This window comes from Stenotrophomonas geniculata, assembly GCF_034508895.1.
Taxonomy (GTDB): domain Bacteria; phylum Pseudomonadota; class Gammaproteobacteria; order Xanthomonadales; family Xanthomonadaceae; genus Stenotrophomonas; species Stenotrophomonas geniculata.
Genome location: NZ_CP140571.1, coordinates 4,275,926 through 4,295,631, shown reverse-complemented (window position 1 = coordinate 4,295,631; position 19,706 = coordinate 4,275,926). Strand labels below are relative to the sequence as shown.

Below are 19,706 nucleotides of genomic sequence, written 5' to 3'. Positions count from 1 at the left end.
TCCGGACAAACGGTTCCGTGATCCATAACGGCACCCCGGCGGGGTTCTTTAGGGGAATCGACGCGGTGCGTCCCCGACAGGCAACGCGTCGGCGCAAAGCGCCGACTCAGCTCAACAGCCGCGTGGCATCCAGCAGGATCATCGGGCGCTGGCTGACCCGGGCGACGCCGCGGAACAGGTCGTTGGAGATCTGGCAGATGCGCGCGGTATCGGGCGGTTCGATCTGCGAATCGGTGAGGTTGGCGACATCTTCCACCGCAGACACGCGCAGGCCGATGGTCTCGCCGTCTTCTTCCAGGACCACGATACGGGTCTGTGAGTCGTCTTCGGCGGCCGCGGCTCCAAGGTGCAGGCCCAGATCCATCACCGGCACCACCTGGCCGCGCAGGTTCATGATGCCGAGCATGGCCGGTGCGGTGCCGCGCAACGGCAGCAGCGGCACCGGCAGCACCACTTCCTGCACCTTCAGCAGTTCCAGTGCATAGGCCTGGGTGCCGCAGCGCATGCGCAGCCAGCGCGAGGTGCGCTCGCCGGCGCGTCGGTTCTGCGGATGCGGACTGCTGGCGGGCCGATGTGCCTGTGCCTGCAGTTCCTGCCAGCTGTTCGGACGGTTGCCTGCTGGCGCGTCCACGGCCACGCGCGGTGGCGGCGCGGCATCGGTGCGTGCCGCTGGAGCGGGTGCTGCGACTACGGCCGGTGGTGGCGCAGGAACGTCCTCGCCGCCTGCTGCGGCCTCGAATGCAGCCTGCAGGCCGGGGCTGTCGGTGTGGGCGAGGCGATGGCTGTCGGCCGTATCGGTCTCGTAGATCACTTCGTCCGGCAGATCGTCCCAGGTGGGTTCCGGACCTGCCTTGGCGGCAGCCGGAGCAGGGGGCGTCTCGTGGATCACCTCGTCAGGCAGGTCATCCCAGGTCGGTTCGCGCTCGGGAGCGGCGACAGGCATTGCGGCGGCCTCGAAGGCGGCTTCCAGTGCTGCGTCGTCCTCTGCCGGGGCAGCAGCAACAGTCTCCGTTTCGTAGATTACCTCGGCCGGCAGGTCGTCCCAGGTCGGCTCGCGCTCGGGCGCGCCAGCAGCGGCCTCGAATGCAGCTTCCAGCGCAGCGTCGTCCTCAATCGGTGTGGTGGCCGCGGTGTCGGTCTCGTAGATCACTTCGGCCGGAAGATCGTCCCAGGTCGGCTCGCGTTCGGCGTCCGCTGCAATCGCCGGGCACGCTTCGTCGCTTGCCGGCGGCGGTGCAGCCGGTGGCGCCACGGCGATCGCTTCGCCCAGCAGTTCGTCCAGATAGTCGTCCAGTACGCCGGTGCTGTTCATGCGGCCTGCTCCAGGGCGCGGGCATCCTCGCCGAGGATCCAGTTCAGGGCGCGGCGGTAGGCCGCCAGGCCGCGGCCCGGGTAGTCCTCACCAACGCTTGGCAGGGTCAGGCCGGCGGCGTTGCTGATGCGGGTGTCGATGGGAATGGCGTCTTCCCACACGCGGGTGCCGTGACGATCCTGCATCGTGCGCAGCGATTCGTTGCCGGCGCGGGTGCGGCGGTCGAACAGGGTGGGCAGAATCGAGATCGGCAGCGGGCGGCGGCGCGAGCGCTCGACCATCTCGCCGGTGCGGACCATCCCCTCCAGGCCATGCAGAGCCAGCGGCTCGGCCTGGGTGGGAATGATCAGGCGGTCGGCCGCGGCCAGTGCGTTGATCATCAACAGACCGAGGGTGGGTGCGCAGTCCAGCAGGATGTAGTCGTGCTGCCCCTGATGGCGGGCAAGCGCGTTCTGCAGGGCCAGGCCGAGGCCGGGCTGGTTGGCGCTGCGGCGTTCCAATGTGGCCAGCGCGGATTGTGCACAGACATAGTCCAGGCCGTGGATGCTGCTGGCATGGCACAGGCTGGAAAGATCGGCCGGCGGTGCGCCGAACAGTTCCAGCACGCCGGCCGGCGGCGGATCGACCGGCACGCCGAAGGCGCGGCTGAGCGAGGCGTGCGGATCGAGGTCGATCAGCAGCACGCGATGGCCAAGCGCGGCCAGGCCACGGCCGAGGGCGAGGGTGGTGGTGGTCTTGCCGACTCCGCCCTTCTGGTTGGCGACTGCCCAGATGCGCATCGGTTTACTCCTTCATTGCCGGGGGAACGGCGGCGCCGACGCGGCTGCCAGCCGGCACCGGCGGCAACTTCACCGGTGCGATGGGGGAGGTGGGGGCGCTGGCCGGAGTTGCGGCGGCCTGTTCGGTAGCGGTGCTGTCGGTGGCGCCGGTGGCTGCGTTCAGGCGCTGGCCGAGCGGGTCCACCGAATGCGAGGTGTCGGCCAGGATGATGACCATCACCCGACGGTTGCGGTTGCGGCCCTGCGCGCTGTCGTTCTCTTCGCGCGGGCGGAACTGGCCGTAGCCGACCATCGCCAGCCGCGACGGCTGCACGCCCTGGTCGGCGAACAGATGCACCACGCTGGCGGCGCGTCCGGCCGACAGCTCCCAGTTCGAGGGGAAGGTGGCGGTGGCGATCGGCACGTTGTCGGTGTGCCCTTCCACGCGCACGCTGTTGGGCACGTCACGCAGCACCTCGGCCAGGCTGGCCAGGGTCTGCCGCGCATGCACGTCCAGCGCGGCCGAGCCGGTCGGGAACAGGATGTCGCTGTTGATCTCGACTTCGATCCACAGCTCGGTGCGGCGCACGCTGATCATGCCGCGGTCGATCAGCGGCGCCAGTGCGGCGGTGAGGCGGTCGGCGATGCTGTTGAGCTGGCGCTCGGCGCGCGCGATCTGCTCCTGGTTGTGCACCGACACCGGCATGCGCATCTGCGAGGCCATCGACGGCAGCAGGGTCGGGTCGTGCGACGGTGCAGGCGCGGAGGGCCCGATCTTGGTGCCGGACTTGATCACCGAGGGGCTGTCCCAGCCGCCACCCTGCACCTGTTTGTTACCCACCTGCACCGGATTGATGGTGCGCGGTGCGCCACCGAAGGCATCGGTGAGTGCGTCGGCCATGATCCGGTACTTGCCCTCGTTGACCGAGGAGATCGCGTACATGACCACGAAGAAGGCGAGCAGCAGCGTCATCAGGTCGGCATAGGGGATCGCCCATGCTTCGTGGTTGGCGTGCTCTTCGTGGTGCTTGCGGCGGGCCATGTCAGTGCAGGAAGCCGGAGAGGTTGGTTTCAATGTTGCGCGGGTTCTCGCCTTGGGCGATCGAGATCAGGCCTTCGATGACCATTTCGCGGTCGCGGGTGTTGTGCGAGATGACACTCTTGAGCTTGGCGGCCACCGGCAGGAACAGCAGGTTGGCCGAGGCGATGCCGTAGATGGTGGCGGTGAACGCGGCAGCGATGCCGTGGCCGAGCTTGCTCGGGTCGGCCAGGTTCTTCATCACCGCGATCAGGCCGAGCACGGCGCCGATGATGCCGAGGGTCGGTGCGTAGATGCCCATCGCTTCAAAGACCTTGGCGCCGGCCTGGTCCTGATGCTCCTGGCTGCCCAGTTCGATTTCCAGCATGTGCCGCATCGATTCGGGTTCAACGCCATCGACCAGCAGCTGCAGGCCCTTGCGCAGGAACGGGTCCTGCTGCGCTTCCACCTGCGACTCCAGGCCCAGCAGGCCCTGGCGGCGGGCGATGTTGCTCCACTCGACGATCTGCTGGATCAGTTCGCGGCGATCGCTGTGCGGTGGGCGCACGACCCAGCGCACGATCTTGAACGCATGCTTGAACACTGCCGGCGAGGTATGCAGCAGGATCGCGGCGACGGTGCCGACGATGACGATCACGAACGCGGCAGGCGACCACAACGACGCCAGGCCGGCGCCCTTGAGGATGCTGCCACCGACCAGCGAGGCCAGGGCGAGAAAGAGTCCAATGAGGCTGAGTCTATCCATGGTTCCGGTATCGGCGTGTATGAATGGGACTTGAGACACCGGTAGATCGCGTACAGACGGTAGTCACAGTTTTCGGGTCGCCGGGCAGGGCCCGGCGAGGGTCATCGCAGCCCGTCCACATCCAGGATCAAGGCCATGCGACCATCGCCGATCAAGGTTGCACCGGCATAACCGCGCAGGCCGCGCAGGGCTTTCGGCAGCGGCTTGATGACCACTTCCTCCCGCCCGCGCACCTGGTCCACGACCAGCCCGAAGCGCGCTTCGCCGGCCTGCAGCACCACGATGGTCAGCAGGGGCGAGGCGGCGGGCGTCACATCCAGCCACTGGCGCAGATCGACCAGCGGCAGGGTGTGCGAGCGCCGATCGAGCACGGCACGGCCATCGAACCAGCCCAGCGACGTGCGCGGTGCGTGCAGCACTTCCATCACGCGCGCCAGCGGTAGCGCGTAGACGTCCTCACCGGCCTGAACCAGCAGGGTCGGCAGGATCGCCAGGGTCAGCGGCACGCGGATCAGGAAGCGGCTGCCACGGCCCAGCTCCGACTGGATCTGGATCTGGCCGCTCAGTTCGCGGATGCGTGACTGCACCACGTCCATGCCGACGCCGCGGCCGGAGATGTCGGTGACCTGCTGCTTGGTCGAGAAGCCGGGCAGGAACACCAGGTGCAGGCATTCCTCGCTGCTCAGGCGCGCGGCCGCCTCCGGATCGATCAGGCCCTTCTCGCGTGCCTTGGCACGCAGCTTTTCGGGGTCGATGCCGGCGCCATCGTCCTGCACCTCGATGCTGACGTAGTCACCTTCCTGCTGCGCCGACAGCCGCACGTGGCCCATCCGCGGCTTGCCCTGCGCCTCGCGCAGGTCGGGCATTTCCACGCCATGGTCGATGGCGTTGCGGACCAGGTGCACCAGCGGGTCGGCCAGCGCTTCGACCAGGTTGCGGTCGAGCTCGGTCTCGGCGCCGATCAGTTCCAGGTCCACTTCCTTCTTCAGCGAGCGGGCGACGTCGCGGGCCACCTTGGGGAAGCGGGAGAAGACCTTGCCCACCGGCTGCATGCGGGTACGCATCACCGCCGACTGCAGGCGGGCCGTGGCGATGTCCAGGGTGGACACGGCGCGGTCCAATTCTTCATCGCGCAGGCGTGCACGCAGGGTCTTGAGCCGATTGCGTGACAGCACCAGTTCGCCGATCAGGTTGACGATCGCGTCCAGGCGCTTGGTGTCTACGCGTACGGTATGTTCGGCCTCGGCCAACGGCTTGGCGGCCGGCTTTGCCACCGGTGCCGGTGCGGCGACCGGGCGCGGGGCTGCAGCCGGCGCCGGTGCCATGGCGGCAGCAGGCTTGGTGCCCGGTGCGGCGCCACCGTGCAGCTGGTCGAGCAGGGCTTCGAACTCGTCTTCGCTGATCAGTCCGTCGTCGGCCTTCTTCGCCGGTGCAACCGCGGTCGGCGCGTTGCCACCATGCAGCTGGTCGAGCAGGGCCTCGAATTCGTCGTCGGTGATCAGGTCGCTGCCACCCGCGGCGGGTGCTGCTGCGGCGGCGGGTGCCGCCACGGCACCGCCGTGTACGTCGAACTGGGCGATCAGGTCCGGCGGTGCATAGCCCGGCTCGGTGCCGGAGGAAACTGCATCCAGCATCGACTGCAGGTAGTCCAGCGATTGCTGGGCCGCGTCGAAGTGATGGGCCTGCAGCACCGCCTGGCCGGCACGCGCGGCGCCCAGCGCTTCTTCAGCGGCATGGCACAGCTCGACCATGGCGGTGACGCCGAGGAATCCGGCGCCGCCCTTGAGCGTGTGATAGCCGCGGAACACCGCGTTGAGCTGATCGCTGTCCTGCGGTGCCTGCTCCAGCGACACCAGCTGTTCGCCGAGGCGATCCAGGATTTCCTGTGCCTCGATGATGAAATCGGCAGTGATGTCGTCGGATACCGCGCTCATGCTTACAGCCCCAGATCCGACAACAGGTCGTCGGCGTCGTTCTGCGAGACCGCGTGGCGGTCCAGTCCCTTCAGTGCCGGCCCGGCCAGTTCCGGGTCGGTGCGATGCTGTTCCGGTGGCAGGCCGAGTGCGCCGAAGCCTTCGTGCACGCGGCGGACGATACCCACCACGCGACGGATGATCTGCCCGGTCAGGTCCTGGTAGCTCTGGGTCAGGGCGATCTCGGTCAGGTTGTGGCGGATGCGCTCGAGCTGCGCGTCCTGGCCCGGCTGCAGGCCTTCGGCGCGCAGCTGTTCGGTCAGGCTGCGGCATTCCTCGGCCAGGTCCAGGGTGCGGTGCGTGGCCTGCTCGGTCATCGCCACCACGTGGTCCAGGCGCGCGCAGGCATCGTCCAGTTCCCCGGCTTCGCTCGGCACGGTCGGCAGTTCACCCAGCGCCTGCCCCAGTTCGCGGGCCAGCCGCGAGAGCCCACTCATCATCGGCTGCGTGCGCAGCGCGACCAGTCCGTCGATGCGCTGCCGCCAGGCGGCTTCGTCACCGGACTCGAGTGCGTCCAGGGCCTCCTGCAGGCGCAGGGCGAGGGCGCTCTTGTCGACCGTGGTATCCATCAGGCGCTGGCCGCCAGGCGTTCGAAGATCTTGCCGAGCTTCTCTTCCAGCGTCTGCGCGGTGAACGGCTTGATGATGTAGCCGTTCACGCCGCTCTGGGCGGCTTCGATGATCTGTTCACGCTTGGCTTCCGCGGTGACCATCAGCACCGGCAGGGTCTTCAGCTTGGCATCGGCACGGATCGCCTTGAGCAGCTCGATGCCGGTCATCACCGGCATGTTCCAGTCGGTGACCACGAAATCGAACGGCTGGCTCTGCAGCAGCGACAGCGCGGCATGCCCGTCCTCGGCTTCGGCGGTATTGGTGAAGCCCAGATCGCCCAGCAGGTTCTTGACGATTCGACGCATGGTCGAGAAGTCGTCGACGATCAGGATGCGCATGTTCTTGTTCAAAGCAGAATTCCTTTGTTGTTCATTCCGGACGGCCGGGGGCAGCCGCCTCGGGGATGTTCATTCTTCGAGGCCGGCGTCGGCGGCCTCGAACAGCTTCAGCCGGCCACGCAGGCGCAGTACCGCCTGGCCGTGGATCTGGCAGACCCGCGACTCACTCACGCCGAGCACCGCGCCGATCTCCTTCAGGTTCAGTTCCTGCTCGTAGTACAGCGAGAGCACCAGCTGTTCGCGCTCGGGCAGGTGGCCGATGGCCTTGCCCAGCTCGCGGCCGAACTCGCCGCGCTCCAGCACCTGCTGCGGGGTCGGGCCGCCTTGGGCCACGGTGTCCAGCTCGCCCTGGTCCTCGATGCGCGATTCAAGACTCAGCACCTGGCCACGGGCAGCGTCTTCCATCAGCCGCAGGTACTCGGGCAATGGCATCTCCATCGCGGCGGCCACTTCGGTGGCGCTGGCGGCACGGCCACTGCTCTGTTCCAGGCGGCGGATGGTGGCGGCGGCATCACGTGCACGGCGGTGCACCGAGCGCGGCACCCAGTCGCCACGGCGGATCTCATCGATCATCGAACCGCGGATGCGGATCGAGGCGTAGGTCTCGAACGAAGCCCCCTGGTCGGCGTCATAGCTGCGCGAGGCTTCGATCAGTCCCATCATGCCGGCCTGGATCAGGTCGTCGACCTCGACGCTCGCCGGCAGGCGTGCGGCCAGGTGGTGGGCGATGCGCCGCACCAGGTCCGAATGCTGGGCGATGACCTCGTTGGCCGCCGTGCGCTGGACTTCCCGGTACTGGGCTGCGCCTTTCATGCGGCCACCCCGCGCTGCTTGAGGATGCGTTCGAGGAAGAACTCAACGCCGCCGCGCGGTTCGGTCGGCGCCTGCCAGCGTGCGGTGCGACGGGCAATCTCGGTGATCGCCAGCGCGGCCGGGCTGGACGGGTAGGCCTTTACCACTGGCTGCTGGCGCTGCACCGACAGGCGCAGCCAGTCATCCTGCGGCACACAGCCCAGATAGTTCAGCGAGACATCGGCGAGGAATTTCTCGCAGACCCGGGTCAGCTTTTCGTACAGCACGCGGCCCTCGTTGGGGTCGCGCACCATGTTGGCCACCACCTGGATGCGGTCCACGCCGCGTTCGCGCGACAGCACCTTGATCAGCGCGTAGGCGTCGGTGATCGAGGCCGGCTCGTCACAGACCACCACCACGGTGTCCTGCGCGGCCTGGCAGAAGGTCAGCACGCCATCGGTGATGCCGGCGGCGGTGTCCACCACCATGATGTCCAGTTCGCGTTCCAGTTCGGAGAACACGTTGACCAGGCCGACGTGCTCGGCCGGGGCCAGCTCGGCCATGTGGCGGCGACCGGACGCGGCCGGGACCACCAGCACGCCGTTCGGGCCTTCGACGATGACGTCATCCAGCGTGCAGCGGCCGGCGACCAGATCGGCCAGGGTAAAGGTGGGGTTCAGGCCCAGGATCACGTCGATGTTGGCAAGGCCAAGGTCGGCGTCCAGCAGCAGCGTGCGCTTGCCCATGCCGGCCAGCGCCACGGCCAGGTTGGCCGAAACGTTGGTCTTGCCCACGCCGCCCTTGCCGCCAGTGACGGCAATGGTGCGCACAGGGCCGAGCGGCTCGCTGCGGGTGGCCGACAGCGGGAAGGTCTTGGTCAGCTTGGCGTACTCACGCGACGGCATGGTTCAACTCCGGGTTGCAGGGCATATCGGCCGCGCGGCGCAAATCTTCAAGGCGAAGTACGAGATTGGCCGCACTGGCCCGGTGCAGGTCCTCCGGAACGTCCTGGCCATCGGTCACCCAGGTGATCGGCAGGGCATGGTCCACGGCCACCGACAGGGCGTTGCCGAAGCGGCCGGTCTCGTCCAGCTTGCTCAGCACCAGACCCTGCAGGTTGGCGGCACCGAAGCGGCGGACCACCTCGTCCATGTCGCCGAAGCTGGTATTGGCCGGCAGCACCAGCAGGGTGCGCACCTGGCGGGCGGCACGCAGCCACTGCAGCTGGGCGGCCAGCGCGCGGTCGCGCGGGCCCAAGCCGGCGGTGTCGATCAGCACCAGCTTGTAGTCCTTCAAGCGTTCCAGCAGCTGGTCCAGGTCGGTGCCACTGTTGGCCTCGTGCACCGCGATGCCGAGCTGGCGGCCGTAACCGTACAGCTGCTCGCGGGCGCCGATGCGGGTGGTGTCGGTGGTGACCAGGGCCACATCACGCGGCGCGTGCTTCTCGGCGAAGCGCGAGGCCAGCTTGGCGATGGTGGTGGTCTTGCCGGCGCCGGTCGGGCCAACCAGGGCGATCACGCCGCCTTCTTCCAGCGGGTCGACCGGGGCGATCGGCAGCTTGCGCGAAATCAGCCCCAGCATCAGGCCGCGGCCACGGTGGGCTTCGGTCTCCAGCGGGATCTGCATGGCTACGTCGCGGGCCAGGCCGGCGTCGAAACCGTACTCGTCCATCAGGTCCAGCGCGGTGGCGCGCACCGGGCAGCCACGCAGGCGCTCGTCGGTGAAGCGGTTCATCTCGCGCTCGATCACCTGGCGCATGCCGGCCACTTCCTGGCGCAGCTGGCGGATCTCGGCGTCGTCCTGGGCGACCACGGTCAGCACCGGGGCCGGGGCGAGGGTGGGCTCCGGCGAGGTTTCGATGACGGCGTCGGCCACTGCCGGTTCGCTGGCGGCGATCTCCGGCTGTGCTTCGGTCGGAGCCGCGCCCGGCAGCGGCGGCGGCTGCACGGCGGGGGCCGCGCTTTCGTGATGCATCTCGTGCGGCGGGTCGATCTGGAAGCGGGCACGGTTGGCTGGCGCGCTGGCGGCCGGTGCCGGTGCCGGTGCAACGATGGCCTCGGCGAACGGGGCGAAGATCTGTTCGGGCAGCGCCGGTTCGTTGACGGCAGCGCGGGCCAGGGTCGCGGCGAAGCCGGTGCTGCCGCGGGTCGGCACGATCTCGTCGGCGCTGTCCAGGGTACGGCCGGTGGCACCGACCGCGGCGCGGGCGAGGGCGGCCACGGCCGAGGTGGTCGCGGCAACCGGTTCCGGAGCGGGGGTGTTGCTGCGACGGCGGGTGACTGCGGCAATGACGGCATCGGCGGCGGTGCGCGGCTTCGGTGCCGGCGGCGGTGCCACGTCACGGCGCGAGGCTTCCAGTGCACGCTGCACGGCGCTCTCGTCATAGTTCGCGGCGGCGACGATCTCGATGCCTTCCTCGATCCGGCGGTTGGACAGGATCACGGCGTCAGGACCATGTTCCTTGCGCACCAGGTTCATGGCCGAGCGCATGTCGGCGGCGACGAATCGTTTGATTTTCATGCTGTGGTCACGGGACGAAGACGGCGGGGTGGCGGTCGGAGAACTCGGGTGGTCGGTGGTCTGCACGGTGCGGGTTCCCCTTGGTGTCTGTCTGTTGCGTTGGTTCGAAAGTGGTGTCTGTTTTCTGGCGCATCGGTGGGCGGCGTCAGCTGATCGTTCCGACCAGCTTCAGTCGCTTGTCCTCCGGCACCTCGCTGTAGGCCAGGACCGACAGCGACGGGACGCTGTGGCGGACCAGACGCGCCAGCGCGGCGCGCACCGGGCCCGGTACCAGCACGACCGCCGGCTCGTTTCGCGCTTCCTGCTTGCTGACACATTCGGCCAGGCTCTGGTGCAGTCGCTCTGCGAGTCCGGGTTCCAGCGCGGCGCCGTTGCCCTGCGTGGACTCCTGCAAGACACGTTCCAATTGCGGGTTGAGGGTGAACACCGGCAGCTCCGCCGACATTCCGGCGATCTCCTGCACGATGAAACGGCCCAGTGCGGTGCGCACGGCGGCGGTCAGCACGGCCGGGTCCTGGCTGTTCGGCGCGTGTTCGACCAGTGCTTCGGCGATCTTGCGCAGCTGGCGGATCGGAATGCGTTCGACCAGCAGGTTCTGCAGCACGCGCACCACCGCCGACAGCGGTAGCGCCTTCGGCGTCAGATCTTCGACGAGCTTGGGCGCGCTCTTGGCCAGGTTGGCGAGCAGGTGCTGCACTTCCTCGTGGCCGAGCAGTTCTGGCGCGTGTTCGCGGATCAGGTGCGAGAGGTGGGTGGCAACCACGGTGGCCGGGTCGACCACGGTGTAGCCCAGCGTTTCGGCCTGGGCACGCTGGTGCGGTTGGATCCAGGTGGCATCCAGGCCGAACGCGGGGTCCTTGCCGGCGATGCCTTCCAGCGCGCCGAGGGCGCTGCCCGGGTCCAGGGCCAGTTCGCGGTCGGGGTGGATCTCGGCGGTGGCCACCGGCACGCCGTGCACCAGCACGCGATAGCCGTTGGCCGGCAGTTCCAGGTTGTCGCGGATATGCACCGACGGGATCAGGAAGCCGACGTCCTGGGTCAGCTTGCGGCGCACGCCCTTGATGCGCGCCATCAGTTCGCCGCCCTGGTTGGCGTCCACCAGCGGAATCAACCGATAGCCGACCTCCAGGCCCAGTGGATCGACCGGGCGCAGCTCGTCCCAGCTCAGTTCGGCGGTGGGCGCCGGTGCAGCCGGGCGACCCAGTGCGTTGAGCGCGGCGGCGTCATTGCCTGCGGCTGCCGGGTCGGTGGCCGCGGCCTTGCCCTTGCGGTAGACCTTCCAGGCGATGAAGCCGAGGATCGCGGACAGCGTCAGGAAAGCGACGTTGGGCATGCCCGGCACCAGGCCGACCACGCCGATGATGCCGGCGGTGATCGCCAGCGCACGGTACTGGCCGAACACCTGGCCGGTCATGGCCTGGGCCATGTCCTGCGAGCGCGAGGCGCGGGTGACCAGCATCGCCACCGCGCTGGAGACCAGCAGCGCCGGCAGCTGCGCCACCAGGCCGTCACCGATGGAGAGCAGGGTGTAGGTGGCGGCGGCGTCGCCGAACGGCATGCCATGCTGCAGCACGCCCACGGCCAGGCCGCCAAGCATGTTGATGAACAGGATCAGGATACCGGCGATGGCGTCGCCGCGGATGAACTTGCTGGCGCCGTCCATTGCGCCGTAGAAGTCGGCTTCCTCGCGGACTTCTTCACGGCGCAGCTTGGCTTCTTCACGCGTCAGCAAACCGGCGTTGAGGTCGGCGTCGATCGCCATCTGCTTGCCGGGCATCGCGTCGAGGATGAAGCGCGCGGTCACTTCCGAGACGCGGCCGGCGCCCTTGGTGATCACCACGAAGTTGATGATGGTGAGGATCGCGAACACCACGATGCCGACCGCGTAGTTGCCGCCGATCACGAATTCGCCGAAGGCGGCGATCACCTTACCTGCGGCGTCGTGGCCGTTCTGGCCGTTGAGCAGGATCACGCGGGTCGAGGCCACGTTCAGCGCCAGCCGCAGCATGGTGGTGATCAGCAGCACGATCGGGAAGATGGTGAAGTCCAGCGGGCGCTTCACGTAGACCACCGCCAGCAGCACCATCAGCGAGATGGCGATGTTGAAGGTGAACAGCGCATCGAGCACCGGTGCGGCCAGCGGGACCACAACCATGGCCAGCAGGGCCAGCACGATCAGTGGCGCGCCAAGGCCCTGGCGGATCATTTCCAGGGCGCGGCGGGTGTTGAAACCGGTGGAGGGCTGGGCGCTCACGGGCGGCCTCCCTTGCCGAATTCATCCACCTGGATGTGCGGGGCGTCCGGCATCGGGCCAGTGCGCCAGGCGCGCAGCTGGTAGACGTAGGACAGGACCTGGGCGACGGCCGAATACAGTCTCACGGGGATTTCCTTTCCGAGTTGGCCTTCCCGATACAAGGCGCGTGCCAAAGGCGGGGCAGAGACGATCGCGACCTTGTTGCCGTCGGCCACTTCACGGATGCGCAGGGCGGTCTCGTCCACGCCCAGCGCGACCACGGTCGGGGCGTTCATGGCACCACCTTCGTACTTCAGGGCCACCGCGTAGTGGGTGGGGTTGACCACCACCACGTCGGCGGTGGGTACCGCCTCCATCATCCGGCGGTTGGCCATCTGCTGCTGCAGCTGGCGGATGCGGCCCTTCACCTCGGGGCTGCCCTCGCTTTCCTTCATTTCCCGGCGCAGCTCTTCACGGGTCATCTTCAGCTTGCGCATCCAGTTCCAGCGCTGGTACGGCGCGTCGATGGCGGCCAGCACCAGCATCGCACCGGCGGTGGCCAGCAGCAGGCGCAGGGTGAAGCCGAGGCCGTCGGTGATGGCCGTCTCCAGCGGGTGGTGGATCAGCCCGCGCAGGGTGTCGAAGCCGGTCCAGACCACCATCCCGGCGGCGACACCGACGAAGGCCACGCGCAGCAGCGATTTGGTGAACTCGGCGATGGCCTCCGGGCCATACAGGCGCTTGAGCCCGCTCATCGGGTTCATGCGGTTGATGTCGGGCAGCAACGCCTTCTGCGACCAGCGCAGGCCACCCATCACCAGAGGTGCGACGAAACTGGCCAGCAGGCAGACCAGCACCAGCGGCGCGATCACCAGCATGAACTGCAGGAGCAGGTCGCCGAAGTGGCCGAACAGTTCCTTCGGGTTCTGCCGCAGGCTCTGTTCCGGGCTGAGCGCCTGCTTCATCCAGGCCGTGGCGCCGCGGCCGATCGAGCCGCTCATGGCCATCACCGCCAGCACGCCGGCGCCGAACACGGCGGCGGTGCCGAGTTCGCGCGAGCGCGGCAGGTTGCCCTGTTCACGGGCGTCGCGCAGGCGTTTTTCGGTAGGTTGTTCGGTCTTTTCGCCGGCGGATTCGTTCTCGGACATCACGGGCACTGCGGCAGGGGTTGCCGGGATGCGTGCAAGAACTGTTCCGTGATGGGGTGTTGCCTATCCACGCACGGCGTGGATCTATTTGCAGAGCCGAGCCCATGCTCGGCTATGTTTGGATCAAGCGCGAAGAGCAGCCGAGCGCAGGCTCGGCTCTACAGGGGAGCGTTGTCGCTGGGCGGTGGGCTCTGCGCCAGCTCCACCCGCGGCCGGGGCAGGTCGTGCAGCTGCATGAAGCGCGCCGCATCGACCGGGCGGCCGAGCAGGTAGCCCTGCAGGTAATCGCATCCCAGCCGCTCCAGGTAGGCGCGCTGGGCGGCGGTTTCCACGCCTTCGGCCACGATGTCCATGTCCAGCGCATGGCCCAGCGCCACGATGGCCGAGACGATCACCACATCCTCGGCGCTGTGCTCCAGATCGCGCACGAAGGCATGGTCGATCTTGATCTCGGTAGCCGGCAGCCGCTTCAGGTACAGCAGGCTGGAGTAGCCGGTGCCGAAGTCGTCGATGGAAATGCCCACGCCCAGCGCCGACAGCGCCTGCAGCAGGCGCAGGCTGGTATCGGTATCGCGCATCACCGTGCTTTCGGTGATCTCCAGCACCAGGTGGCGCGGGGCAATGCCATGGCGTTCGATCACTTCGCGCACATCCTGCAGCAGGTGCGGCGAACTGAACTGCACCGGCGACAGGTTCACCGACATCGACCAGCCTTCGTGACCGGCGTCATGCCAGCGGCGCAGCTGCAGGCAGGCCTGGTCCAGCGCCCAGCGCCCGATGTCGTTGATCGCGCCGCTGCGCTCGGCCAGCCGGATGAAGCGGTCCGGCGGGATCAGGCCATGCTCCGGATGGCGCCAGCGGATCAACGCTTCGGCACCGGCCACCTTCTGCGTGGCTACCTGGATCTTCGGTTGGTAGTGCAGGAACAGCTGCTCGCTGCCAATGGCCCGGCGCAGGTCGGCCAGCAGCCGGAACTGTTGTTCGGCGCTGTCATTCATCCAGTCGGCGAACAGCACGAAGGCGTTGCGTCCGGATTCCTTGGCCTGGTACATCGCTGCATCGGCGAAGGCCATCAGCTGCCGCTCGCTGGCAGCGTGGTCCGGGCAGATCGCCACGCCGATGCTGGCGGTCACCTGCAGTTCGTTGTCGGCCAGCAACGGCCCGCTGCCTACCGCCTGCAGGATGCGGCGGGCCAGGGTCGGAAGGTCCTCGTCGTGCTCGATGCGCACCACCAGAACGAATTCGTCCCCGCCCAGACGGGCCAGCATGTCGTGGGGACGAAGCAGCTGGCGGGTGCGTTCGGCCACCGCCACCAGCAGTGCATCACCGGCCTGATGGCCATAGGCATCGTTGACCTGCTTGAAGCCATCCAGGTCCATGAACATCACCGCGAAACGGCTGCCGCCCTGTTCGGCCTCGGCCAGTGCCTGCACGATCCGACGCTGCAGCAGCAGGCGGTTGGGCAAGCGGGTGAGCGGGTCGTGTAGCGCGGCCTGGGTCAGTTCCTGCTGCGCGTCGGTGAGCGAGGTGCTCAACAGGGAATTGCGCAGGCGCAGCAGCTGCGCCTCCACCCGCTGGTCCATCCAGGACACCACCAGCACCACGGCCAGGATCGACACAGTGAGCATCACCACCAGCATGGCCAGCCATTCGCTCTGCAGGCCATCGCCTACGGCTGCGCCGCAGATGCTGCCTTCCGGAAAGCGTGCGGCGGCCATGCCCGTGTAGTGCATGCCGACGATCGCCAGCCCGAGCAGGCCGGCAGCGGCCAGCCGGTCGCCGACACGGGTGCGCTGCGCACGCAGGCGGAATGCAACGTACAGGGCCGTCCACGAAGCAGCGACCGCCACCATCAGCGAAAACAGCAGCCAGCCCGGGTCGTAGTCGATGCCTGGCTGCATGCGCATTGCGGCCATGCCAACGTAATGCATGCCGGCGATACCGGTGCCCATCAGCAGGGCGCCGACGGCCAGGCGCGGATGCGGCAGGGTGCGCAGCGAGACCAGCCACAGTGCGAACACTGACGAGGCGATGGCCAGGGCCAGGGAGAGCAGGGTGATGGGCAGGTCGTAGCCGAGCGGAATGGGCAGGTCGAAGGCGAGCATGCCGATGAAATGCATCGACCAGATGCCCAGGCCCATGGCGAAGCCACCACCGAGGCGCCACCACCATGCCGCGCCCTTGCCGGGTGCGGTGACCGTGCGCCCGGCCATTGCCAGCGCAGTGTACGAAGCCATCACGGCAACCAGCAGCGAGATCGCCACCAGCCACGGGTTGTACGTGCCTACCAGCATTCGTCAGTCTCCCGGACCTGCCTGTCGACGGAAACCACGGTGGGGCATGCATGAGGCAGGCCGACGCAGGGCGGCGGCCACGTGCGGCATCCCCCCGGTTGCCGCGCATTCACTCTAACGCGCGGACCCGGGGGAAGGGCAAGCAGTAAAACGTGAAATTGCGCCCTTGTAGAGCCGAGCCCATGCTCGGCTGCCGCTCCTGCCGAAGACAGCCGAGCATGGGCTCGGCTCTACAGAAACAAAGGCATGGCAAGCAGTAAAACGTGATGATCGGGTCAGTGTGTGACCGCGTCCGCAGCCTGGATGGCGGCGTCGAACAGGCGCTGTACCGGCGGGCCCATTTCCCCGGCCAGCAACGCCAGCAGGAACAGGCCCAGCAGCAGCGAGACCGGCAGGCCCAGCTGGATCGGGTTCAGTGCCGGGGCCGCACGGGCCAGCACGCCGAACGCCAGATTCACTGCCAGCATCGCCACGGTCAGCGGGATCGCCAGGGTCAATGCGCCGCGCAGTACGGTCAGCAGGAAGGTCGGGGCGATGCTGAAGAAGGCGTGCGGGTCGGGCAGCGGCGCGCCGATCGGCAGCGCCCGGTAGCTGTCCACCACCAGTGAGATCAGCGCCAGGTGCCCGTTGGCGGTGAAGAACAGCAGGCCGAACAGCAGATAGAACCACTGGCCGATCACGCCCGAGGTGCCGCCACGCAGTGGGTCACTCATCTGCGCGAAGGCCAGGCCGGTGCCCTGGGCAATCAGTTCGCCGGCCATCGCCCCGGCCTCGAACACCAGCCGTAGCAGGAAGCCGATGGACACGCCGATGGCCAGTTCGCGGGCGATGGTCAGGACCGTGGCGGCATCGAAGCCCGTCCAGTCCGGTACTGGCGGCAGCAGCGGCGCCAGCGCGATGGCCAGGGTCCCGGCCAGCACGACGCGCACCCGCGCGGGAACGGCACGGGTGCCGACCATCGGCATGGCCATGGCCACGGCACCGATGCGCAGCATGGTCCACAGCACGGTGCCGATCATGCCGAAGGCCTGCAGGCCGTCGGCTGCCATCTGGGTGGCGGCGTCCATCGAAGCGCGTGTCCTAGCCGATCAGGTGTGGAATGCGCTGGAACAGCAGCGTGGTGAACTCCACCAGGTGGCCGATCAGCAGGCTGCCCAGCGCGAACAGCACCGCGGTCAGCGCCGCCGCCTTGGCGACGAAGGCGATGGTCGGTTCGTTGAGCTGGGTCGCGGCCTGCACCACGCCCACCACCACGCCCACCACCAGCACGGTGAGCAGCAGCGGGCCAGCCACCCACAATACGGTGATCAGGCCGCCACGCAGTTCGGTCAAGGCAAGTTCGGGAGACATTCGGATTCCATCTGCTTATGTAGAGTCGAGCCAGGCTCGACTGCCTTTCGATCACGCCGGATTGAAGCTCGCCGCCAACGTGCCCACGGTCAGCACCCAGCCATCCACCAGCACGAACAGCAGGATCTTGAACGGTGCCGACACCAGCATCGGCGACAGCATCATCATGCCCATCGACATCAGCACGCTGGCCACGACCAGGTCGATGATCACGAACGGGATGAAGATCAGGAATCCGATTTCGAAGGCGGTCTTCAGTTCGCTGGTGACGAACGAGGCGACCAGCACCGGGAACGGGATCGCATCGGGGCTGGCGTAGGTGCCGTGCCCGGCGATGCCGGCGAAGGTCATCAGGTCGGTCTCGCGGATCTGCGCAAGCATGAAGGCGCGCAGCGGCGAGGTGGTCAGCGTCCAGGCGGTCTGGAAGTCGATCTCGCCATTGAGATAGGGCGCCATGCCGGTGCTCCAGGCCTTGTCCCAGGTCGGCAGCATGATCATTGCGGTCAGGAACAGCGCCAGGCCCAGCAGCACCTGGTTGGACGGCGTCTGGCCGGTGCCCAATGCCTGGCGCAGCAGGCCCAGCACGATGATGATGCGGGTGAACGAGGTCAGCACCAGCAGCATCGACGGGATCAGGGTGATCGCCGTCATCAGCAGCAGGGTCTGCAGCGGCAGGCTGACCGGCGCACCGCCGATTTTGCCGACGTTGATGTCCGGCAGCGGCGTGGTCGGGGCGCCCGGGGCGGCCAAGGCCAGTGCCGGCAACAGGCACAGGGCAAGCATCAGCAGCCACGGCATCAGGGTGGCAAGACGGGTACGGGTGACACGCATGTCAGGGGTCCTTGCGCAGCCGCTGCTGCAGCAGCTGGGCGAAATTCGGCAGGTTCTTGAAGTCCGGCACGCGCACCGGTGCCGGCGGCGGCAGCGGTTCGGGCAGGGTATGCAGGGTGTTGATGCCGCCGGCGGTGACGCCCAGCAGCAGTTGCTGGCCATTGACCTCGACCACCACCACGCGTTCCTTGGCGCCGACACTGAGGCTGGCCACCAGCTTCATGCCTTCGGCCGGGCGGAAGCCGCTGCCGGGCATGCGCTTGAGCAGCCAGCCCAGGCCGACGACCAGGGCCAGCACGGCCAGCAGCGCCAGCACCGCACCGAACAGGCTGGGTGCGGCGGCCGCATGCTGGCCGACCTGCGGGCCAACCGGGGCGGCGGTCTTGCCGACCGCCAGCAGGGTGGAGGCCAGCAGGCTCAACGCAGTCTCCGGATCCGCTCGCTCGGGCTGACCACATCGGTCAGGCGCACGCCGAAGCGGTCATTGATCACCACGACTTCGCCATGGGCGATCAGGGTGCCGTTGACGAACACATCCAGCGATTCGCCGGCGCCGCGTTCCAGTTCCACCACCGAACCCTGGTTGAGCTGTAGCAGGTTGCGGATCGGCAGGCGGGCGCGACCGACTTCCAGCGACAGGGTCACCGGCACGTCCAGGATCACGTCCAGGTTCAGGTCAGGACCGTTCGCCTCATCGGCCTGCAGGCTGCTGAACTGGGCCGGGGTCGGTTCGAGGGCGTCGATATCGTTCATTGCGGGTCTTCCTGGATGACGGGTGCGCGCGGGCGGGTGCCCGGCGGATGGGTAGCGGTGATCTTCACGGCGTTCATGCCGTTGGCGATGCCGAACTCGCCGGTGAACACGGGAATGTTCTCCACGCACAGCGGCACCTGCGGGCTGAGTTCGATCGGCAGGATGTCGCCGACCTTCAGCTGGGTCAGGTCGCGCAGGGTCATGCGCTTGCTGGCCAGTACGCTGGACAGGGTCACCTCGGCGATGTTGAGCTGTTCGCGCAGGGTCTGGCCCCAGCTCTCGTCGCGGTCATTGCGGTCGCTCTGGATGCCGGCGTCGAGCAGCTCGCGGATCGGCTCCAGCATCGAGTACGGCAGGGTCACGTGGATGTCGCCGCCACCGCCGTCGAGCTCGACGTGTAGGCGGCACACCACCACGTACTCGCGCGGCGTCACGATGTTGGCGAAGTGCGGGTTGATTTCCGAGTTGATGTACTCGAAGTCGACATCCATCACCGGTGCCCAGGCTTCGCGAAGGTCGGCGAAGGTCTGCTTCAGCAGCAGGTGGATCACCCGCATTTCGGTGGCGGTGAACTCGCGGCCTTCGATGCGGGTGGGGTAGCGCCCGTCGCCGCCGAAGAAGTTGTCGACGATGGCGAACACCAGGGTCGGTTCGAACACGATCAGGCCGGTACCGCGCAGCGGCTTGAAGCGGATCAGGTTCAGGTTGGTCGGCACATACAGCGAGTGCATGTAGTCGTTGAACTTGATCAGCTCGATGCCGCGCACCGACAGTTCGGCCGAACGGCGGATCAGATTGAACAGGCCGATCCGCCACAGCCGCGCGAAGCGCTCGTGGACCATTTCCAGGGTCGGCATGCGACCACGGATGATGCGGTCCTGGCTGGCGAAGTCGTACGAACGCGCTTCGCCGGACGGCGGTTCCGGATCGGTCTCGACCGCACCACTGTCCACGCCGTGGAGCAGGGCATCAATCTCGTCCTGGGACAGCAGGTCATTCATCGGTGGGC

Annotated in this window: 19 protein-coding genes; all 19 read right to left on the bottom strand. The window is 67.8% G+C overall.

Translation table 11 applies throughout. The annotated features are described in order from the left end of the window. Positions 1-106: 106 nt before the first annotated feature. Positions 107-1,312 carry a chemotaxis protein CheW gene (locus tag RI032_RS19860; RefSeq protein WP_322547595.1) on the bottom strand — a complete coding sequence of 402 codons (1,206 nt, stop codon included), beginning with the start codon at positions 1,310-1,312 and terminating at the stop codon, positions 107-109. Further along, on the bottom strand, positions 1,309-2,091 hold the full coding sequence (locus RI032_RS19855) for a ParA family protein (protein ID WP_019338560.1): 783 nt from the start codon (positions 2,089-2,091) through the stop codon (positions 1,309-1,311). The genes RI032_RS19860 and RI032_RS19855 overlap by 4 nt, the downstream gene beginning before the upstream one ends. Positions 2,092-2,095: 4 nt before the next feature. Beyond that, positions 2,096-3,112, bottom strand: a complete 1,017-nt coding sequence (gene motD, locus RI032_RS19850) for a flagellar motor protein MotD (RefSeq protein WP_019338561.1) — start codon at positions 3,110-3,112, stop codon at positions 2,096-2,098. A gap of 1 nt (position 3,113) precedes the next feature. Further along, the gene (locus RI032_RS19845) at positions 3,114-3,854 is read right to left on the bottom strand and encodes a flagellar motor protein (RefSeq protein WP_010482457.1); all 741 of its coding nucleotides are present in this window, start codon (positions 3,852-3,854) and stop codon (positions 3,114-3,116) included. 101 nt (positions 3,855-3,955) lie between these two features. Beyond that, positions 3,956-5,788, bottom strand: a complete 1,833-nt coding sequence (locus RI032_RS19840) for a chemotaxis protein CheA (protein WP_010482456.1) — start codon at positions 5,786-5,788, stop codon at positions 3,956-3,958. A 2-nt stretch (positions 5,789-5,790) separates the two neighbouring features. After that, on the bottom strand, positions 5,791-6,396 hold the full coding sequence (locus RI032_RS19835; RefSeq protein WP_010482455.1) for a protein phosphatase CheZ: 606 nt from the start codon (positions 6,394-6,396) through the stop codon (positions 5,791-5,793). Continuing rightward, positions 6,396-6,788 (bottom strand): chemotaxis response regulator CheY, encoded by a 393-nt coding sequence (cheY, locus tag RI032_RS19830; protein WP_006365466.1) that lies wholly within the window; start codon positions 6,786-6,788, stop codon positions 6,396-6,398. The genes RI032_RS19835 and cheY overlap by 1 nt, the downstream gene beginning before the upstream one ends. 57 nt (positions 6,789-6,845) lie before the next feature. After that, positions 6,846-7,589, bottom strand: a complete 744-nt coding sequence (locus tag RI032_RS19825; RefSeq protein ID WP_010482450.1) for an RNA polymerase sigma factor FliA — start codon at positions 7,587-7,589, stop codon at positions 6,846-6,848. Further along, positions 7,586-8,473 (bottom strand): MinD/ParA family ATP-binding protein, encoded by an 888-nt coding sequence (locus RI032_RS19820; protein ID WP_010482449.1) that lies wholly within the window; start codon positions 8,471-8,473, stop codon positions 7,586-7,588. The genes RI032_RS19825 and RI032_RS19820 overlap by 4 nt, the downstream gene beginning before the upstream one ends. After that, entirely contained in the window at positions 8,460-10,088 is a 1,629-nt protein-coding gene (flhF, locus tag RI032_RS19815; protein WP_049412716.1) for a flagellar biosynthesis GTPase FlhF, read from the bottom strand. The genes RI032_RS19820 and flhF overlap by 14 nt, the downstream gene beginning before the upstream one ends. A 145-nt stretch (positions 10,089-10,233) precedes the next feature. Beyond that, positions 10,234-12,294: a flagellar biosynthesis protein FlhA gene (flhA, locus tag RI032_RS19810; RefSeq protein WP_197656317.1), complete on the bottom strand. Its 2,061-nt coding sequence runs from the start codon at positions 12,292-12,294 to the stop codon at positions 10,234-10,236. A 44-nt stretch (positions 12,295-12,338) separates the two neighbouring features. Continuing rightward, the gene (gene flhB, locus RI032_RS19805; protein ID WP_057504315.1) at positions 12,339-13,469 is read right to left on the bottom strand and encodes a flagellar biosynthesis protein FlhB; all 1,131 of its coding nucleotides are present in this window, start codon (positions 13,467-13,469) and stop codon (positions 12,339-12,341) included. 158 nt (positions 13,470-13,627) lie between these two features. Further along, entirely contained in the window at positions 13,628-15,763 is a 2,136-nt protein-coding gene (locus tag RI032_RS19800; protein ID WP_322547594.1) for a putative bifunctional diguanylate cyclase/phosphodiesterase, read from the bottom strand. Between the two features lie 275 nt (positions 15,764-16,038). Continuing rightward, entirely contained in the window at positions 16,039-16,830 is a 792-nt protein-coding gene (gene fliR, locus RI032_RS19795; protein WP_057504317.1) for a flagellar biosynthetic protein FliR, read from the bottom strand. A 13-nt stretch (positions 16,831-16,843) separates the two neighbouring features. Continuing rightward, complete coding sequence (locus RI032_RS19790; protein ID WP_005413254.1) at positions 16,844-17,113, bottom strand: flagellar biosynthetic protein FliQ; 270 nt, start codon at positions 17,111-17,113, stop codon at positions 16,844-16,846. 51 nt (positions 17,114-17,164) lie between these two features. Beyond that, on the bottom strand, positions 17,165-17,944 hold the full coding sequence (gene fliP / locus RI032_RS19785) for a flagellar type III secretion system pore protein FliP (RefSeq protein WP_010482439.1): 780 nt from the start codon (positions 17,942-17,944) through the stop codon (positions 17,165-17,167). A 1-nt stretch (position 17,945) separates the two neighbouring features. Next, positions 17,946-18,365 (bottom strand): flagellar biosynthetic protein FliO, encoded by a 420-nt coding sequence (gene fliO, locus RI032_RS19780; RefSeq protein ID WP_010482437.1) that lies wholly within the window; start codon positions 18,363-18,365, stop codon positions 17,946-17,948. Further along, entirely contained in the window at positions 18,362-18,697 is a 336-nt protein-coding gene (gene fliN, locus RI032_RS19775; protein ID WP_005409543.1) for a flagellar motor switch protein FliN, read from the bottom strand. The genes fliO and fliN overlap by 4 nt, the downstream gene beginning before the upstream one ends. Next, entirely contained in the window at positions 18,694-19,698 is a 1,005-nt protein-coding gene (fliM, locus tag RI032_RS19770; protein WP_010482429.1) for a flagellar motor switch protein FliM, read from the bottom strand. Before fliM ends, fliN begins: the two co-directional genes overlap by 4 nt. Between the last annotated feature and the right edge of the window lie 8 nt (positions 19,699-19,706).

Coding starts and splice junctions, on each gene's coding strand:
- RI032_RS19860 (WP_322547595.1), bottom strand. CDS start 1,312: ATGAACAGCACCGGCGTACTGGACGACTATCTGGACGAACTGCTGGGC.
- RI032_RS19855 (WP_019338560.1), bottom strand. CDS start 2,091: ATGCGCATCTGGGCAGTCGCCAACCAGAAGGGCGGAGTCGGCAAGACC.
- motD (WP_019338561.1), bottom strand. CDS start 3,112: ATGGCCCGCCGCAAGCACCACGAAGAGCACGCCAACCACGAAGCATGG.
- RI032_RS19845 (WP_010482457.1), bottom strand. CDS start 3,854: ATGGATAGACTCAGCCTCATTGGACTCTTTCTCGCCCTGGCCTCGCTG.
- RI032_RS19840 (WP_010482456.1), bottom strand. CDS start 5,788: ATGAGCGCGGTATCCGACGACATCACTGCCGATTTCATCATCGAGGCA.
- RI032_RS19835 (WP_010482455.1), bottom strand. CDS start 6,396: ATGGATACCACGGTCGACAAGAGCGCCCTCGCCCTGCGCCTGCAGGAG.
- RI032_RS19825 (WP_010482450.1), bottom strand. CDS start 7,589: ATGAAAGGCGCAGCCCAGTACCGGGAAGTCCAGCGCACGGCGGCCAAC.
- RI032_RS19820 (WP_010482449.1), bottom strand. CDS start 8,473: ATGCCGTCGCGTGAGTACGCCAAGCTGACCAAGACCTTCCCGCTGTCG.
- flhF (WP_049412716.1), bottom strand. CDS start 10,088: ATGAAAATCAAACGATTCGTCGCCGCCGACATGCGCTCGGCCATGAAC.
- flhA (WP_197656317.1), bottom strand. CDS start 12,294: ATGATCCGCCAGGGCCTTGGCGCGCCACTGATCGTGCTGGCCCTGCTG.
- flhB (WP_057504315.1), bottom strand. CDS start 13,469: ATGTCCGAGAACGAATCCGCCGGCGAAAAGACCGAACAACCTACCGAA.
- RI032_RS19800 (WP_322547594.1), bottom strand. CDS start 15,763: ATGCTGGTAGGCACGTACAACCCGTGGCTGGTGGCGATCTCGCTGCTG.
- fliR (WP_057504317.1), bottom strand. CDS start 16,830: ATGGACGCCGCCACCCAGATGGCAGCCGACGGCCTGCAGGCCTTCGGC.
- RI032_RS19790 (WP_005413254.1), bottom strand. CDS start 17,113: ATGTCTCCCGAACTTGCCTTGACCGAACTGCGTGGCGGCCTGATCACC.
- fliP (WP_010482439.1), bottom strand. CDS start 17,944: ATGCGTGTCACCCGTACCCGTCTTGCCACCCTGATGCCGTGGCTGCTG.
- fliN (WP_005409543.1), bottom strand. CDS start 18,697: ATGAACGATATCGACGCCCTCGAACCGACCCCGGCCCAGTTCAGCAGC.
- fliM (WP_010482429.1), bottom strand. CDS start 19,698: ATGAATGACCTGCTGTCCCAGGACGAGATTGATGCCCTGCTCCACGGC.